The organism is Cytophagaceae bacterium ABcell3, assembly GCA_030913385.1.
Lineage (GTDB): Bacteria > Bacteroidota > Bacteroidia > Cytophagales > Cytophagaceae > ABcell3.
In genome coordinates, this window is the sequence record CP133159.1 from 573,087 (window position 1) to 591,088 (window position 18,002).

The window sequence follows — 18,002 nt, forward strand, 5'->3', positions numbered from 1 at the left end:
TGAGTTGCCAAATCTCTATCAACTTGTTCTTTAAAAGGCCAGTGGGCAGTGGTGTCGTATTAATAAATAACGGAAATGTTTACAAACTCTTCCCCGTTGTTGATGTCTGCTACATAATAACCGGGGCTTACTAAGCCAGAGACTCCCATGCCATCCCATGTGCCAGGCACTGTCAAGTCTTTGACTACCACCCCATTTTTATTATAAATTTTGACACTTCCTGTCTGCTCGAACCAATAGCTTTCATTTTCTCCGCCACCGTAAGGGGTAAGGATTACTTCTCGACACTTTTCTACTGGAACCTCAAGCCGTTCCTTGTGTTCTTTGTGACAGCTTTCGGAGTAAACCCGTAAATTGTATGAAGGTTCTGTTAAACCATAAAAGGCGCCTGACTCTGATGTATATTCTTTGCCCGATGTTAAACTGGTAAGGGTAAATCTCAGGTCATAGCCTTCTACGGAGGAAAGGTCTGTTATTATTTCTCCAGTTTTGTTGCATTTAGGGCCTTTAATAGAAAACTCCATATTTTCTGCTTGTAAACAAGGCGCTACATAAACCCTAAATGAATCTGTACGAAGTTCTACTTCTTCAAAAGATTCGTGGTAAATTTTGCAATAATATACACCATCGTGATTTGCCTCTGTACTATCTATTCTTAATAAATGGTTATCCGTGGTCTCAAACAACCCTTCTTCTGAATACCATTCATAGGTAGTACCCTCCAAGCCTCTGTCTATGTTGGTTCTTAACACAGTAGGTTGGCCCTCAACGGCCGACACTCTACGGCCTACATTGAAAACCCTTTGTGGATCAATATTGAACTTATGAAAATAAGGGTGGTTTTTTACTTTTATTAGCTCTGTAAAACTAAGACGGTTTAAATAGACATCCATACTGTCCAGCTCTGGAAGCATAGAAATATCAGGCATCTCAGTTAACTGGTTATTGTCTAAAATTACTTTTCTGACTATTGGCATGCCGCTGAGGTCAGGGCTAGCTTTTATTTCGTTGCTTCCAGCATTGAGAACCCTTAGACTAGAGAGGTTGCTAAACTTTGGTAGCGCCTCTAGGTCATTTAAGTAGCAGTAAAAGTGTTCCAAGGCAGGTAAGTTGCTCATATCAGGAATATGGGTCAGCTTATTGTTGCCAATTTCTAAAAAAGTCAATTTTTCGAGGTTGCTAAAGTCTGGAACCCTTTCCAACTTATTCCCATATGCTACTATTTCCAGAAGCTCTTTGTTGTTCGATACGTCAGGAATTTCTGTTAGCTCATTGTTATAAATAATTAACTTCTCCAACTCGGGGAAGTGGCTTAAGTCTGGTAGCTGCTCTAGCTGATTGTCCCTAACATTGATTTCTTTTAGTTCCGTTAAACCGGATATGTTAGGAAGGTGTTTGAGCTTGTTTTCGGTTGCAAATATTCTGGTAATACGTGTAAAATATTGAATTCCTTCAAGGTTTTCTATACCCTTTTCTGAACAGTTAAAGTATCCAAAGGTGTTTGCTGCGTTTTCTGGTATTAGATACCCGTTTTCATCTACAGTGGAGGGATACGAAATTTTTAAAAAATTAAGAAAAGCTGTGTCAGGGATAGCTATAGGTTGAGCTATAACTTTCGCTGCAGATAGAATTAGGAGGGAGGCTAATATGTATAATTTTCTTTTTATCATCTCAAAATTGTTACTGAGCCTTTCAGAGTTTTTCCATCGTCGTATTTGATTGTAAATATGTAATAGCCTTCTTTTAGATTGCCTCTTTCAGAAGTTCCATCCCAGCTAAGTTGATTATTGGCTGGGATATTTTTCTGGTAAACAGTTAAGCCTTGATTATTAAAAATTTGTAATACGCCGTATTGATCACGTGTAGGTATTTCCCACTCTTCCCCAAAATAAGGGTTAAATGCGTAATCTTTAGAGCATAACGTAGCTTTTACTTTTGTATTAAAAGTTTTACTGCAATTTTCACCGTCGCTTATTACTACTTTATAGTTCCCGTTTGGCAAAGAAGAATAGCTAGCAACTTCCTCGCCAGAGTCATCAAACACTTTAATTTCATAAGGGTCATGGCCTCCTTTTATTTCGGAAACCCTAATTTGACCATTTTCTTCGTTTTCACATGCATTTTTTGTGTTTAAGCTTGCTTGTATGTTTGCCGTGTCACATGGTTCTACAAGTTTCTCAACAATTATATTATCCAGCTTGGAAGCGTTTTGCTCAATGGTGTCATTTTTTTCTTCGTCTTGCACTTCTTTGAGATGCAATGTGTCTACTGCTGCTATTTTTTGTTTTGCTTCCTTTTTTTCTTTTTGTGTTTCTTTTTTAGGCTCTTGGGTATCTAAAACAGAAGGAGCAGGACGTTGTTTTTTTACCTTTTTAGGTGCTGTTGTTTTTTCTTTCTTGGGAGCAGCTGTTTGGATATCAGTATTTTCAGTTTCTTTTACCGGCCCCGCATTTTGGCTGTCGGAATATCCCAACGTCTTTTCTTTCTTGCTTTCTTTTATCTGTGTTTCTTTTTTTGTTTTATTATTTTCAACAGAAGGTTTTTCTGTAGGGCCAAAGTAAACATAAGCGGAGCCTGTTACAGCCGCTGTTAATAATACGCCAGTAAAAATATTTTTCCACTGAGATTGGCTGTTTTTCGCTTTTTCTTTGGCTACGAGTTCCTTTACCTTTAAAAGCCGGTTTTCAATAACGAGCTCAGAAGCTAGCTTTTGAAGCTTTACCTGTTTTTGGAGGGCTTCATTTTCTGCTAGCTGCTTTTCAAAGGCATCTTTTTCTGCTGCGGACATGTTGCCGTTCAGGTAATCTTCAATGCGTTGATATGTATGGTTACGGCTTTTCATAGGCCTTTTAATAAATCCTCAAGATGGGGTTTTTTTTCAATTTCTTTCACCAACTTTTCCTTGCATCTTTTCTGCTGCATTTTTACTGCTGCTATTGAAGGAAACCCCATTTTTTCCATCACTTCTTTGTAAGGCATTCCATAATAAATAGTATGCGTAAGCAGTTCAATACATTTTTCACCTATTTCCGCAAAAATAGCCTTTATAATATTATCTTCTTCAAGGGCAAATAGTTCTTCTTTAATCTCTATTTGTTCTTCTCCTTTAGAGTCAGGCAACTGGTCTGTTAATTGAATTTTTTTATCCCTTTTTATTTTGTTTAGCCAAAGATTTATACTTATTCGATAAACATATCCGTATACTTTATATTTGGGATTATATGTTTTTTTGACCACTTGCTTATAAAATAAAAGCAATGCATCCTGAAAGACATCAAAGGCGTCTTCTTTTCTGCCTGACTTGGAAACTATATGCTTTTCCACAGCAGGAAGAACCTTTTTGTATAACAAAGGAATGACTTTTTCGTCAGCTCCTTTTATTATCAATTCAGGAATATTTTCTTCTATTATGCGCAAAGTGTTTTAAATACAATTATAGGAAACATGAGGTAACGAAGTTGGGTAAAAAATGGAAATTTCTTAATATTGGCTATAAAATTTCGAATGCGTCTGATAATCACATATTGTTTGATAGTGTTTTCACTGAGTCTTCAGGCGCAGGATTCCGATTTGTACCCTGATCTTTTTTCCTCGTTTATTTTTAACCCTTCGTTAATTAATCCTGGATACGTATCTGATGAAGGTGTGTTGGATTTAATTGGTAATTATAAACAGCGGACTGGCCCCTTTAGCGCTATTGCTACTTATGCTTTTACGGCTACGGGCTACCGTCGACAAGATAACGGGGTGGTGCATACCGGAAGGGTGTTTATGTTCAATGAGGCAGAGGGGCCTTATATTTCTAGGCCTCGGGCATATCTTAACTATGCCAACCGTATGCCTTTGGCGGAAGACTTGTTTCTTTCGGCAGGACTGGCTTTAGGTTTTGCCGGAAATACCTATTCGGCACCAACGGTTTCTGGTGTTGGCTCTTCTTTTGTCCCTGATGGGCATGTGGGTATAATGCTTAGCAGTTCAAAGTTTAGTGGCGGTGTATCTGCTATGCAGATTTTTAATACTGAAGCCTCTCCTTTGGCGGGAGTATTAACTTATAGAAGGTATTTTAATCTGTTTTTCTCTGCTCAGCACGAGTTTACACCAGATTGGGCTGTGAAGGGGTTTTTGACATACAGTCACTATCGAGAACTGGACCCGGCCTCAGATGTTGGTTTTTTTCTCAATTATAAAGATTTGATTTCTTTTGGTTCTTCTTATAGATATTTAAGAGGCTCGGCCATTTTCTTTTCTGTAAATATTCCACAGGCAGAGAACAACATCTTACTATCTTTTGCCTATAACAGTCCCTTGTTTTCTTCTCGACCACTTTGGCAAAATTCATTGGAGATTACTCTTGGGTACCTGTTTAGATAATAAAAACCTGTTTTTTATGCTTCCGTTGGTACATTTTGGAGGGCTATCATAGCAAAGTCAATGTTTTATAATTGCTACATCCTGCAAAAATTGACTAAGACTCAAGTTAACTGTCATATAAGCCCTAATGTCTATTACATCAAGCAACTATTCTCTGGTAAACCCTACTGTTTTCTTCAGTTTTGGTAATGCTTAGAAGGTCCGCAAAGTATTCGTTAAAGTCATTTTTGAACTCAGGGTAATGCTGCATCAGGTCATTTAGGGCACTTTCGTTGATCGTATTTACTTTTACTAGACGCGTTAAGTCTTTTAAGTATGGGTGTAAGCCTCCGAATGTGTGTATTTGCCTTAAATATGGAGAGGCTAAAAGCTCAGGTAGTGTATGGTTAATTTTGTATGGCAGTACTTTTTGGTTTTCTACTATTGCTTTGTAGGCATCTGAAATGTATGTGGCTAAAGGTAAGCTAGAGTACTCGTCCCACGCCGAGGCTAAAAAATGGTCGTAGAATATTTTTATGAGCATATTTCCCTTTCTTTGCATTTTTGGGTGTAACCTTTGTAGGCTCTTTGCAAAAGCTGGGTGCGATTCGGTGTAGTCGTTAATTTTTTTATAGAAGGAAATGCTTTCTATGATTTCCGGCGTATAGCGTGTGGTGTCATGTTTGCGAATGGCTTGCAATAAAAAGTTGCCGATTATCTTTTCCTTTTTGTTTTCAGAGAGATAGAGGTTTATTAAAAAATTCATAAAAAACATGGGTTTTGTTTAAAAACTGACGATCTTCTTTCTTATTCGAAAAAAAGAACAAAAAGGTTCTGTTTTAACCCCTATAAAATGATATTTGTCGATTTTGTATGGTTATTTTTATATTTTGATCGTTTAGGTTTTTTAATTTCAGTTCAAGAAAAACCACGTATGAAAACAGCCTTTGTTTTTTTCTTAGCCATTTTATCTTGTCATATTTCTTCTGCGCAAAGAGAAAAAAAATACCTGGGAGCAGAGGTCCGAACTTTTGAAACCTTTAAGTATGGAAAGTTTGAAGTTCGTATGAGGTCATGTAAAGGCAGCGGCGTAGTGTCATCCTTTTTTACCTTTTATGATGAACCCGACTTTCCCCAAAATTGGAATGAGATTGATGTAGAGATGCTTGGCCGGTATGATCATGAAGTGCAGTTTAATACTATCATCGGCCGCCACAATATGAAAGAGCACAGGCAAACCCTCGACTTTAATCCCCATGAAGATTTTCATGTATATGGTTTTGAGTGGTATCCAGACTCTATTGTGTGGTTTGTGGATGGTGTTCGTGTGTATGCCCAAAGTGGCGACCGCATCAAAAAGATGAATCAGCCACAGAAAATTATGATGAATGTATGGCCTCCCAATATTTGGGCCTGGAGCGGTGTTTGGGACGAATCAATACTTCCTGTTTGCGCTGCTTATGACTATGTTAAATATTCTGCTTATACTCCTGAAAAAGATGAAATATTTACGCATAGGTGGACGGAGCAATTTAAGGATCTTGACTATGGGAAGTGGCAAAAAGCGACACATACTTTTAAGGAAAACAATGCTGAGTTTATTCCTGACAATGCTGTCATTCAGGATGGTTACTTAGGGTCTGCTGAAAAACTCAAATTTAACATATGTAAAAAACCGGCCCTGAGCGCTCGCCAGGCCGGTTTTTTATTGTCATCCTTTCAAATACGTCTTTCAGACCCCGAATTATGTTAAAAATTGACTTATGCCATGCTGAAAAACTCAGAAAATAGAGTGCCTGCCTGGTCAATTTGACCAGGTTGAGCACCAGGATTATTGAGGCGATCCACGTTTGGCTGGTATTCTTAAGTCTGGCACGGATACGGTTCATCCCATAGCTGTTTTTTGCTTGTCCAAACTTTCCTTCAACCGGATTCCTCTCTCCTGGACTTACGTGGTTTTCCACTGCCTTTGCGGATGGCCTGCCCAAAGGTTTGGCTGCCAGTTTTATTCCTTTTCCCTTCAACCACTTCCGGTTTTCACGGGTGCAGTAAATTTTGTCTGCCAGTACTTTGGCAGGATAAAAACCAAACCGTTTCCGATATTTTTCAACGTAATCAACAAGATGACTGCCCTCGTTAAAAGCCTCCCAGGACACAGTGTCCAGAAAGGAAAAACCATCCACCATGCTAAGGTGGATCTTGGCTCCAAATTCAGTTTTGGCTCGTGACTTTCCCCGTACAATAGGTCGCACATGAGGCTGATGGATACTAACAATCCGATCTGCTACATGGTGGCCCCGGTTCTTAAACATGCCAAGCTGTTGTTCATAAAGTGTCTGAATGACCCAGTATGACCGCTGTGTACGATGACACAAAGGAAAAACCTCAAAGCTGTCCAGCTGCTTTTCAATGGTCTTGAAGTTTCTTCTAAGGTATTGGAGCTGGGCTTTTATCCCTTTGCGAATTACTTTTCTTGATGGATTCTTGTTCTGGGCCACCTTCAGATAGGTTTTACGAGCTATTTTTCTGTAAGTCCTTGGTTTCTTCCCCTGGGTATTTTTACAATGAAGCTCATCTATGATCTGTTGGGTGATTTCCCTTGCTTTGTTCAGCAGCCCCAAATCGGTTGGGTAAATGATATCTTGAGGACAGGCAGTTGCGTCAAAGATTGCCTCTCCTTTGTTAGACTCTTGCCCACTGGCAAAGGAAGGAGGGTCATTTTTTCCTTTCGTAGTTTTGTCAACTTTTTTTGGGGCTTTTTCCATGTAAAACTCATGGATCCTTTCATTCATCGCATTGATAAGTTCCTGCCCCAACCGTTTTCTGATATCTACAAACAAAGATGGATCAAATGGAGGCTCCTTGATATAAGAACTGTACCCCAGAAAGTATTGCAGATACATGTTTTCGGTAATCTGGGCAACTGTCTCACGATCATCCAGGTTGAGGATATGCTTGATGATCACCACTCCAATCAGCACACGAGGGTTAAGCGCCGGTCTCCCTGTCTTTTTTGGAGGATTGCGTTTGTTGTAGAGATTGACAAGTTCATCCCATGGAATTTTGTTGCTGAGCAAAACCCACCGGTTGTTGGGGTCAAGCTGATTATGAAACGGTGTCTCGAAACCAATAATTGACAACTGGCTGGGACTTGAATATTCGCAGCGTGGTGCACGCCTTTTAGGGGTCTTCTGCATATTTCTTTGCACTTGGACTCCCTCAAATTCATAAAAATAGTTCTAAAATCCTCTTAATGCCGCTATTTTTTATTTCTAAGCAGACCCTACTTAATGCTTTGCCTGACTAAAAAAGATGAAACTGGATATAGCGGTGGCCCTGTTGTCGATGGAAGCAAGTCCTCAATGACTTTAAAAAAAGTCTCTTACCGATTAGATAACCCTCACTATTTGGAGATTATGGTTAGTAACTTTGATAAGCCGGAGTATATTCATGCAGATTATTTCAAAGTTTCTCGTAACACAGTGGAGCATGCGGAGTTTAAAAATGACAAAATTGTGCTTAAGCTGCAAGAGCCTTTGGTTCCTAAAAAACGTTACAGCGTCGAATATGACCACATGATGAACGCTAAGGGAAAGCAAAAACGGCGATTTAAATTTAAATAGGGCCTGCTGAAAAAGTGTTGGGTTCAAAGTTTCTCAATTTACTGTGCACGGAAAAATAAGAAGTAACCGAAAAACCCTTGCTCCTATACTTTCTAATTTTTATAAAAATATCAACAGATCAGTATTTTGGGCGTTTTTAAGTACGCCCTAAATCGCCGACTCTAGCTTTAGCGTTGTAGTTTTCTCAGTACTTCGTCCAGCTTGCCGACTTCGTGTACTTTAATAGAAAGTCTGCTTTTGTCTAGTTCCTTTACATTAAATTTTGAAAGATATATTTCTTTGAAGCCAAGTTTAGAGGCCTCTGATATCCGGTTCTCAATTCTGTTTACCGCTCGGATTTCTCCTCCAAGGCCAACTTCTGCTGCAAAGCATACATGGCCAGGAATTACTATGTCAAAATAGGATGACATAATAGAAGCGCATACTGCCAGGTCTATGGCGGGGTCTTCTGTTTTAATGCCTCCCGTAATATTTAAAAAGACATCTTGGGTGCCAACCCTTATCCCACATCGCTTTTCAAGCACGGCCAGAAGCATATTTAGCCTTCTTGCGTCAAACCCTGTAGAGCTTCTTTGCGGAGTCCCATAAGACGCGGGGCTTACCAGAGACTGTATTTCAATCAAAAGAGGGCGGTTTCCTTCTAATGTTGCCCCTATAGCTACCCCGCTTAATTGTTCGCTGCGCTGTGAGATCAATATCTCTGACGGATTGGAAACCTGCCTTAAGCCAGCCCCTGACATTTCATAAATCCCTAGTTCTGAAGTTGATCCAAACCTATTTTTAGTTGTTCTAAGTATCCGGTAGGACATGTGGCGGTCTCCTTCAAACTGAAGTACCGTATCTACCATGTGTTCTAGTACTTTTGGGCCTGCCAACATACCTTCTTTGGTAATATGCCCAATGAGAAATACAGGCGTGGATGTCTCTTTGGCGAATTTCATTATTTCAGCCGTACATTCTCTGATCTGAGAAATGCTTCCGGGTGCAGATTCTATGAAGGCAGAGTTTAGTGTCTGAATAGAGTCAACTACTACCAAGTCGGGCTCAAGGATTTCTGCTTGTTTAAACACATTTTGGGTAGAAGTTTCTGCTAAAATGTAGCATTCAGACAATGTTTCGCCTAACCTTTCTGCCCGCATCCTGATTTGTTGGTCGCTTTCTTCTCCTGAAATGTAAAGGATCTTCTTGCCTTTTAACTGTAAGGCTATTTGCAGCATAATGGTGGATTTTCCAATACCTGGTTCTCCTCCTAAAAGAACTAAAGACCCTGGCACAATTCCTCCCCCCAATACACGGTTTAGCTCTTCATCCGGAGTTTTTAGACGGGACTGGGGAGAGTATGCTATTTCTGATATTTTTTTTGGCTTGGCTGCGGTTTGTTGTGATGTGCTTTGCCAAGCCTTAGGCTCATCTTTGGTAATGAGCTCTTCTACATAGGTGTTCCACTGGTTGCAAGATGGGCATTTGCCCAACCATTTGGCAGATTGAGCACCACAGCTTTGACAGAAAAAAGAAGTCTTTACTTTTGACTTTGACATAGGTCAAAGATACATATATTTTTTGGCTGTTGAATTCTGACACAAAAAATTGATGGCATAATTATTTTATGAACTCAACTAGTCTATACATGGATTTTCCTTTGACATAATAGCCTAAAACGGTTCTGTCCTCTAACGAGAATATATTCATATGACTAGGAGTTCTGTTCCTAAATGCTCCTAATTCATAATCTTTAATTTTTTGAGCTAAGGTTTTGGGCACAAGCCCTTCCTGATGGTCAAAATATGTATTGCCCATGAGCGATCTAAAATATACAACCCTTACACGTTTTTGTGCATGTCCATAGGCCGGATAATAACCCGGCCACCCAAAGCCGGCGCCCATGGGACTGTAAAAAGCAGGGCCTCCTCCCATCATCATTGGGCCGGCAAAACCTCCAAAACCAAAAGACATGCCCATGCCACCACCATGGTAAGGGTTTGTCCTAATGATTGTTTCCTGATAAGCACCTACTTGAATTTCATGGTGAATGCTATCGATCTGATTTACCGCTATTGCCACTTCTCCTGACATCAAGTGTTTAAAAAACCTTGGTGTTTTATTGATTACCTTTTCATCCCCAGAGAATCCTCCACCTACGCTTTCAACGAGTATTGGGCCATTGTTTATATCAAGCTCCTCGTCTGGAAACACATTATAGTTATTGATCAACTCCATTGAGTCTAAGTTGATAACGGAAATATTTAATTGTTCAGGGCTTGCGGTCAAGCGGAAGAATGTGCCATTGTGAATAAAAGAGTTGCCTTGTTTAGAAGGCGCTAGGCTCCCTTTTTCAATAGAAAACTTAAGTTTCTTATAACTATGGCTTTTGGCTTGCGTGTTGATCGTAATTAAGTGTGTCATGTCTGGCTGGTCCATAGTAAGGGTAATAATACTATCTTTAGCATACACTTTATTTTTGGAATGGACCGACCTAATGTTGTTTTCTAGGGTAAAGCCCACCTTCTGTAAAGGGAGTTTGCTGTCGGACTGTTTGTATGCTTTCACCAATACTTGGTTCAAGTGTTCATACTCGACATGATAATCTTCTATGCTAAAAGGCTTGCCGCCTTCTGAGCTATATAGCCGGATAGTGTTTTCTCCATAAGGTAATGTAAGCACATAAAACTTTTCTCCCATCTCAAAAGAACTTAAAAAAAGCTCGCTTCTGTGAAGCTCTCCTGTAGGCTTAAATGTGTGGCTACCTGTACTAAAGTTTAGGTGCAGCCTTGAAAATTGATGCGATTTCTCATCAAAGAGATGGACTATAACAGAATTGTCTTGTAAAATGGTGGATATAATAACTTCGCTCCGCTTAAATTTTGGGCTATTGATCACATAGTTTTTTTGCGTATTGAAGTTTTTATCCATCAATGTTAACTGATATTGTTTTTTGTTTCTGAAGACATAGGCAATATTGTCCTCACCGTCAGTAGCTATGCTGGCATCTTTAAGCCGTTTTATTTGCACTTGTACTTTCCCCGCCTCTTGTTGTCCAAAAGAAATTAATGGAATGAAAAATATTGTGATGATATATAGTAATCTGCTCATAAAGCTGTTTGAACCTTAAATGACTTATAATTATAAACGCTGCATTGGTAATAATATTTATTCAGTAATATCTTAATTCTTTTCGTTGAATTCAAGTACGAGTTTATTCTGGTGGATCTTACTGTACGCTTGATACCACAAAACGGTGTAGTAGTTTCATGATAAAGGCAATAAGGGCTTTAACAGCTTGCAAACTATTATGCCCAATTTTGCGGATGCCCTTATTGGCTAGTTTTAGGTATAGTTCTAAATGGGTATCTTTTTAATAGAAATTATATGTAATGCCCACATTAAACATGATCATGTTGTGTCTTGAATTAAAATCACTGCTCAAGTCCTCACGGCTTGATGGCGAACCTTGGTTTTGCCGCCTTGGGTTTCTGAGGAACCAATGGTCTGGAGGTAATACATTTGTTTCATAATAATCCTCTGATGGAATATAATAGAATTGTTCAGGCCTTATATTTGGGTTTCTGTAATTTACAGTTCCTCCATTTTGCCATGACACGCCTAACGATAGTGTCGCTTCGGGGGTTAATTTTATACTCAATCCCGCTCCCAAAGCATAATATAGAGTTGTACTGTTACCTAAAGTGCCTGTAAATCTGGTTCTAGTATCTTCATATTCGTCAATTGGTTCGTGAAAAGGATCGGAAGCTGACCAACTGGACCAGTGAGTGAGTACACCCCCGCCGCCTTCTATATAGGGGCTTAAGCGTCTTTCTGCATTATTAAAGATGTATTTAACATTTAACCCAAAGTTTCCGAAGGATGAGGTGTTTGAGATATTTGCTACATTATGCTCATAGTTGTCGCGCTCAAATGGCAATTTTGACTTGCTAACGCTGGCATAGGAGTTAAAGCTTGTGGTTATACCTATATGCAGCTCTCGGTAACTGTATGGTGATAAAACATTGAGTGAATAATTGAAAAACAAACCATGTGAGTTTTGAATTCCACTAGCCATTTCTCTAAGGCCTCTCCCATACGAATATCCTGCCCCTACTACATGCTGAGATTTTGCTGCCAATGAAAATAAAACAAAAGTGATAGTATAAAAAATTCTCCTCATGCTACCTATTAATTTGTTCGTCGTTAAAACTTCAATTTCTGTGCCAAATATGAAATGCCATTTAAAAGTACATATACATGGGTTCCTTGATAATTTCCTTTGGTGTTTTAGAAAATGAGGTCTTTGTTTTTTCGTTTTTTGTGATCTAACCTTACGGCTCTACACTAATTTTTGCCCAGTGGGTTTAATGTTTTTTTGTCAAAAATTACTGGGCATAAACCGGGAAATGTTTCTGAAGTACTATATTAGGGTAATCAAAAAATTAAAATTTTGAAAAATGGCAAAAGCTAGCGGTAATAATAAAATAGTTTATACAGTGGCAAGCAGAAAAAGACGTTTCCTTGCTTTGCTTATAGATCATTTTACCATTACATTTTTTATAGTGGCGGCTAGTTTCATGTTTACTGAACAAGGTCAGTTTGATAATGATAATATAAATAAAACGTATGGCACATTGACCTTTATATTCAGCATAGGCTTGCTGTTTTACTTTGCTAAAGATTCGCTAAAGGGCATAAGCTTTGGTAAGTGGGTCTTAGGCATTATGGTTAGGAGGGAAAACGACCCGCTCTTAGCTCCATCTACAATAAAGCTTTTTGTTAGGAATTTAATGATTGTTCTTTGGCCTGTGGAACTGCTGGTACTTGCTTTTAGTAAAGAGAAAAAAAGGATTGGTGACAAATTAGCAGGAACAATTGTATTGAATAACCCTGATAAATCTCAGAAGCTTCCCCGAATTATCGCTGTTGCGGGAGTTGGCAGTGTCTTTTTTATATTTACTTTATTTTTTACAGCTCATACAATGAAGGGGTCTGATGCATATAAGTTAGCTGTTCAAGAGATAGAATCTAATGAAGATATAATTCAAGTGGTTGGTAGTATAGAAGGCTATGGTATGTTGCCAGCTGGAAATATAAGCATTACGAATGGTTTAGGGGAAGCCGAGCTTCAAATAAAAGTGATCGGCAGCAAGAAAGTGCTAAATATACAAGTAGTACTTGAAAAGGAACCTAATGAAGATTGGAAGCTCTTGGATATTCAGATAATAGATGAATGAGACCAGCCTTTAAATGAAATACTAGTACGGGTGTATTTTTTCATAAGTACTTAAAGACATATTGACTTTGCGCTGTGTCAATCATGTTCAAAGCCAGAAATGAGGTCAAAGCAGAATATAAGCTTTACACTAAACGTAACCATAACATGTCTTGTAATAAAGTCTCTAGCTGTGGACCTGCCCAGTTCTTTTATGGCACCTGGGTCACTATTAGTTGGATTTTGTCTGTATATCCCTGACCTGTAGGAAAAATGGCCAGGGTCTACTTTAGAGTTTCGGTATCTAACCACATCGCCAGTTTGAATATTTGCATTTAGTGATAGCCAAAATGCTGGGGAAACTTTAGCAATAAGCCCCAAACCTCCCATTGTATAAAAAGTGGAACTGCTAGTTGTTCTCCCTGAAAATGCCACTGCTTCAGTTTCATCAACATATCTACTTCTATAAGGGTCTCTAGCTTTCCAGTTTGAGTAATGGTGGGCCCTACTTCGAAAAATGGTGAAAAATATCTTGAAACTCTGTTAAATTGATATCGGAAGGTAAGCCCTATATTAAAAAGGTTATGGGTATTGTTTATATCAGCTGTACCATGGTAATAGTTATTGAAAGGTAGCTTTTCTTGTGTTGTTTTGCCATAGTTGCTATAGTCTAAGGTAATTCCGCCCAGTATGCTATTTCCGTTTTGCCTGTAATTAAAATCATTGAACACACCAACACCTAAACCATGTGAATTTGGTATTTTATTTGCCATTGAACCAATGCCAGTCCCATAGATATAGCCCCCTTCTAATAACAGTTGGCTGTAAAGCGGTAAGCTTAAAAAAATGCTTGACAGAATTATTAAAATAATTTTCCCCATCGCCATTCATTATCGTTGTATCAATAAAATGTCTACAACATTCAAAATGCGTGCCATAAATACAGGCAAACTGTAGACAAGTTGCGCATTAGGGCCTCTAGGTATAATTGTTTCGAAGGCCTATGTTTCCGCTTAAGAGGCTAGGGGTGGAGGGGTGGCTTAGTAGGGTTTGGTGTGTGATAAGAAATGAAGTGTTATAATAAAGAGGCTGCCTATCAAGGGCAGCCTCTTAAAACTCTAAATTGCACCAGACTATATATTGGCAGGGGCTTTAATTTCTTCACGAAGCTTTCCTGCCGCTTTAACCATATTCTTTAATGCCGCTTCGGTTTCCGGCCATTTTCTAGTCTTTAGTCCACAATCTGGGTTAACCCAGAGGTTTTTTGACGGAAGAACATCAAGTGCCTTCTCTAACAAAAAGGTCATTTCTTCCACAGCAGGCACCCTTGGACTATGGATATCATAAACCCCTGGGCCAATTTCATTAGGGTACTTAAAGCTTGTAAATGCTTCTAGTAACTCCATTTGTGATCTAGATGTTTCAATGGTAATCACATCCGCATCCATGTCTGCAATGCTGGTTATAATATCATTAAATTCAGAGTAGCACATGTGTGTATGAATCTGAGTTTCATCTTTCACGCCACAAGAAGCGACTTTAAAGGCATTTACTGCCCAATTTAAGTAGTTTTCCCAATTTTCTCTTCTTAGAGGTAATCCTTCACGGAACGCCGGCTCGTCAATTTGAATAATATTGATACCTGCATTTTCTAGGTCAACCACCTCGTCGCGTATGGCTAATGCTAGCTGTAGGGCGGTGTCTTTGCGCGGTTGGTCATCTCTTACAAAAGACCATTGTAGCATAGTGACAGGCCCAGTTAACATTCCTTTTACGGGCTTGTCGGTCAGTGACTGTGCATATGTTGCCCATTTTACGGTCATTGGAGCTTTTCTTTCCACATCTCCATAAATAATAGGAGGCTTCACGCACCTAGATCCATAGCTTTGAACCCATCCGTTTTCAGTAAATACATAGCCATTGAGCAGTTCTCCAAAATACTCTACCATATCATTCCGCTCAAACTCCCCATGAACTAGCACATCAAGGCCTACATCTTCTTGCCATTTGATGGCTTTTTTAGTCTCTTCCTTCAGCTGAGCTTCATAATCTTCTAAAGAAATCTCTTTTTTCTTATAAGAAGCGCGCAGTTTTCTTATATCTGTTGTTTGAGGAAAAGAGCCAATAGTTGTAGTAGGCATAAGTGGCAGGTTAAACTGCTCCTGTTGCACAAGCTGCCTTTGGCCAAACCGGCTTTTTCTTTGTGCGTCTGCAGCAGATAACTTTTCGACCCTTTGCTTGACTATCTTATTATGTACAAGTTCAGAGTTCTTTCTGCTCTCTATGGCTTTTTTGTTTTTATTTAGTAAAGCTTCCTTATCGCCGGAAAACTCTGGGTCTGCCAGTTTCCTAAGATCGGATACTTCATGGAGTTTTTGTTTGGCAAAAGCCATCCAGTTCTTTACCTCGGCAGAAAGAACGGCCTCATTTTTTTCAAGATCAAGGTCATAAGGAACATGCAATAAGGAGCAAGATGGCGCAATAATTACCCTGTCTTTTCCTAATGCATCAACAGCCTTTTTTATAAAGGTGAGTGATTTTTCATAATCATTCTTCCAGATATTTCTTCCATCAACTACACCTACAGAAAGTATGGTATTTTTATTGGCAAAACCTGTTTTCAGAATATCATCAAGTTGTGAAGGGCAGCGAACAAGGTCTAGGTGCAAGACACAAACTGGTAGTTCTGCAGCGGTCTTCAAATTGTCTCCGGTGCACTCAAAGTAAGTAGTAAGTATGGTTTTTAGTTGTGGAAACTTTTTCCTAAAGTTCTCATACACCTTTTTAATCGCCGCTCTTTCACGGTCAGATAGGTTCATTACCAATATCGGCTCGTCAAACTGAACATACTCAGCTCCCATAGCTGCTAATTTTTCTAGAGCTTGTTCATATACAGGAAGCAGCCTGTCTAAAAGGTCGAGTCTATGGAAACCATCTTCTTTCTCTTTCCCTAGCAGTAGGAATGAAACAGGTCCAATGATGACAGGCTTTGGCGTAAAGCCTAAGAATTCTTTAGCTTCATAAAAGTCATGGACCACTTTTTCTGAAAAGAAGCTGAACTCTTGGTCTTTCACAAACTCAGGGACGATGTAGTGGTAGTTTGTATCAAACCACTTGGTCATTTCCATGGCCGTGATATCCAGGTTGTTTTTCTGGTAACCCCGTGCCATAGCAAAGTAGAGGTCCAGCTCATTGGTATTTTTCTCTTCTGCAAGCACTGGTGAATACCTAGATGGAATGGCGCCTGTCATAAGGCAAGTATCCAGCACCTGGTCGTAAAATGAAAAGTCATTGCATGGGATTAGGTCGATGCCTGCATCCTTATGCGTTTGCCAATTCTGTTTACGGATGTTTCTTGCTGTGCTAAGCAAGTTTTTTTGAGAGTCACGGCCTGCCCAATATTGTTCGCAGGCTTTTTTGAGTTCGCGTTGGCTACCGATTCGTGGATAGCCGAGATTTTGTGTAATCATCGGTTTTGGGTTTAAAGGTTTAAATTTTGAACTCTGCTCTTTACATTGAACAGCTTCAGAACCCCAAAACCAGATCATGCCAGACACAATACAGCTGTTCTTTTAAAGGCAAGGGAGGAGCCTTAAAAGTGTGTATATGTGCCAATGCGTGACCAGGCTTTGTGTCGTGAAAGCCAAAGTCATTTTGAATAAATGGCAAGTCTCCTGGCTTGTAACAGCATTTGCTATCCTTCTCATTCCTTTATGGAACAATGGATATAACCAGCAAAGCCTTTCTATCGGTTACTTACAGTAGCACGTCTGCCCATGATTTTCACATGGTTCCTTTTTAATCACCCTCCATTGGAGAGCGAACCATTATTCAGACTGACAGTAAAATTTAAAGAACGTATTTGCAAAGTAACAGAATGCCTTGTTCAAAAACAATAAACACCAAAGTGCTACTTGTGTTTTTAATTTTTTGTTTTTTGTAAAATATTGATTTTTAGGCCTTAAAATGTATTGAATCCTTGGTTTATTAAACTTTATTTTATTAAAAACCTTTGTAGTGTATATGCTCCATTTTTTCAATTAGATGAAATTTTGTAATATTTAACCTGAAATATGCATTAGAACTTTCTTTATTTAGAAAGACTATTCGTGTAGCAATATGAGACAATATTTTGCTTATTGAAGTCCTACTGCGTTTTTTTGTGTTTCCAACGGAGGGTGAGGTTCACCTTTTAATGGCTTGCGAAGGTTCGAAATGGATTCATGTTTTGGATAAACAAATTTTCAATAATATAAATCAATCAACATGTTAGCATTTAAAGAATGGTCTTTTATCGTAAATGCTTTAGGCAGTGGTAAACAAAATCTTATTATTAGGAAAGGAGGTATTCACGAGGATGAATTTGTTGTTCAAGGAAAAAAGTTTCTTTTGTTCCCAACGATATTTCATCAAGCTCCGGAAATGATCAAGCCAGATTGGCTTCCAGCTTTAGATGGGTACGCCTATAACAAATCTGATAATACAGTTAAGATCTGCTATATGGCCGAAATCGCTGACAGTAAAGTGGTAGAGGACATTGAGGTTTTAAATAAGCTAAGCCCTTACCATGCCTGGAAGGATGAGGTAATACAGGAAAGGTATGAAAGAGGGGAGAAAATGGTGCATCTATTAATTGTACAGGTGCATAAGCTTAAAGAGCCGATTACTGTGGATATGTTAGCTGAGTATGGTGGCTGTAAAAGCTGGATTGATATACCTGTTGCAAGTGAACCAGAAAGCGAGCCTGTTATTAACCCTAATATTCGGTAGTTTATAGATATGTTGTATTAATTGTTTCGCTTTTATGCTGCCTAGTTGCTTCCTCTATTGGG

The 18,002-nt window shown here is 39.0% G+C and carries 15 protein-coding genes and 1 riboswitch; of the genes, 5 read left to right on the forward strand and 10 right to left on the reverse strand.

The window, feature by feature from the left end; genetic code table 11:
• Window positions 1-59 precede the first annotated feature (59 nt).
• From RCC89_02430 to RCC89_02440, 3 genes are read right to left on the reverse strand one after another with little or no spacing between them, the layout of a single operon-like run.
• Window positions 60-1,670 (reverse strand): hypothetical protein, encoded by a 1,611-nt coding sequence (locus tag RCC89_02430; GenBank protein ID WMJ72032.1) that lies wholly within the window; start codon window positions 1,668-1,670, stop codon window positions 60-62.
• Window positions 1,667-2,842 (reverse strand): gliding motility-associated C-terminal domain-containing protein, encoded by a 1,176-nt coding sequence (locus tag RCC89_02435; protein WMJ72033.1) that lies wholly within the window; start codon window positions 2,840-2,842, stop codon window positions 1,667-1,669. The genes RCC89_02430 and RCC89_02435 overlap by 4 nt, the downstream gene beginning before the upstream one ends.
• Entirely contained in the window at window positions 2,839-3,417 is a 579-nt protein-coding gene (locus RCC89_02440; GenBank protein ID WMJ72034.1) for a sigma-70 family RNA polymerase sigma factor, read from the reverse strand. Before RCC89_02440 ends, RCC89_02435 begins: the two co-directional genes overlap by 4 nt.
• A gap of 117 nt (window positions 3,418-3,534) precedes the next feature.
• Between RCC89_02440 and RCC89_02445 the strand changes: the two genes are divergently transcribed.
• Entirely contained in the window at window positions 3,535-4,371 is an 837-nt protein-coding gene (locus RCC89_02445; GenBank protein ID WMJ72035.1) for a type IX secretion system membrane protein PorP/SprF, read from the forward strand.
• Window positions 4,372-4,510: 139 nt separating this feature from the next.
• Here the strand turns inward: RCC89_02445 and RCC89_02450 are convergent, their stop codons facing one another.
• Complete coding sequence (locus tag RCC89_02450; GenBank protein WMJ72036.1) at window positions 4,511-5,116, reverse strand: ACP phosphodiesterase; 606 nt, start codon at window positions 5,114-5,116, stop codon at window positions 4,511-4,513.
• Window positions 5,117-5,284: 168 nt separating this feature from the next.
• On the opposite strand from RCC89_02450, the gene RCC89_02455 reads away from it, so the two are divergent.
• On the forward strand, window positions 5,285-6,103 hold the full coding sequence (locus RCC89_02455) for a family 16 glycosylhydrolase (protein WMJ72037.1): 819 nt from the start codon (window positions 5,285-5,287) through the stop codon (window positions 6,101-6,103).
• On the opposite strand, the gene RCC89_02460 is transcribed toward RCC89_02455, so the two are convergent.
• On the reverse strand, window positions 6,009-7,547 hold the full coding sequence (locus tag RCC89_02460) for an IS5 family transposase (GenBank protein WMJ72038.1): 1,539 nt from the start codon (window positions 7,545-7,547) through the stop codon (window positions 6,009-6,011). The two genes, RCC89_02455 and RCC89_02460, sit on opposite strands and share 95 nt — an antisense overlap.
• A 93-nt stretch (window positions 7,548-7,640) precedes the next feature.
• Here RCC89_02460 and RCC89_02465 point away from each other — a divergent pair, with 93 nt between their 5' ends.
• Complete coding sequence (locus tag RCC89_02465) at window positions 7,641-7,973, forward strand: hypothetical protein (protein ID WMJ72039.1); 333 nt, start codon at window positions 7,641-7,643, stop codon at window positions 7,971-7,973.
• A 167-nt stretch (window positions 7,974-8,140) separates the two neighbouring features.
• On the opposite strand, the gene radA is transcribed toward RCC89_02465, so the two are convergent.
• The 3 genes from radA to RCC89_02480 all read right to left on the reverse strand — a co-directional run bounded on the left by radA (window position 8,141) and on the right by RCC89_02480 (window position 12,135).
• The gene (radA, locus tag RCC89_02470) at window positions 8,141-9,511 is read right to left on the reverse strand and encodes a DNA repair protein RadA (protein ID WMJ72040.1); all 1,371 of its coding nucleotides are present in this window, start codon (window positions 9,509-9,511) and stop codon (window positions 8,141-8,143) included.
• A gap of 61 nt (window positions 9,512-9,572) precedes the next feature.
• A complete protein-coding gene (locus RCC89_02475; protein WMJ72041.1) occupies window positions 9,573-11,063 on the reverse strand; it encodes a hypothetical protein in 1,491 nt (496 codons plus the stop codon).
• Between the two features lie 262 nt (window positions 11,064-11,325).
• Window positions 11,326-12,135, reverse strand: coding sequence for a hypothetical protein (locus RCC89_02480; protein ID WMJ72042.1), 810 nt, complete (start codon window positions 12,133-12,135; stop codon window positions 11,326-11,328).
• A gap of 277 nt (window positions 12,136-12,412) precedes the next feature.
• On the opposite strand from RCC89_02480, the gene RCC89_02485 reads away from it, so the two are divergent.
• Window positions 12,413-13,192 carry a cytochrome c oxidase assembly factor Coa1 family protein gene (locus RCC89_02485; protein ID WMJ72043.1) on the forward strand — a complete coding sequence of 260 codons (780 nt, stop codon included), beginning with the start codon at window positions 12,413-12,415 and terminating at the stop codon, window positions 13,190-13,192.
• Window positions 13,193-13,505: 313 nt separating this feature from the next.
• On the opposite strand, the gene RCC89_02490 is transcribed toward RCC89_02485, so the two are convergent.
• Window positions 13,506-13,943 (reverse strand): hypothetical protein, encoded by a 438-nt coding sequence (locus tag RCC89_02490; protein WMJ72044.1) that lies wholly within the window; start codon window positions 13,941-13,943, stop codon window positions 13,506-13,508.
• Between the two features lie 360 nt (window positions 13,944-14,303).
• Window positions 14,304-16,640 carry a 5-methyltetrahydropteroyltriglutamate--homocysteine S-methyltransferase gene (gene metE, locus RCC89_02495; GenBank protein ID WMJ72045.1) on the reverse strand — a complete coding sequence of 779 codons (2,337 nt, stop codon included), beginning with the start codon at window positions 16,638-16,640 and terminating at the stop codon, window positions 14,304-14,306.
• A gap of 176 nt (window positions 16,641-16,816) precedes the next feature.
• A riboswitch (cobalamin riboswitch) is annotated at window positions 16,817-17,014 on the reverse strand.
• Between the two features lie 422 nt (window positions 17,015-17,436).
• Between metE and RCC89_02500 the strand changes: the two genes are divergently transcribed.
• Complete coding sequence (locus RCC89_02500) at window positions 17,437-17,940, forward strand: DUF1802 family protein (protein ID WMJ72046.1); 504 nt, start codon at window positions 17,437-17,439, stop codon at window positions 17,938-17,940.
• Window positions 17,941-18,002 lie beyond the last annotated feature (62 nt).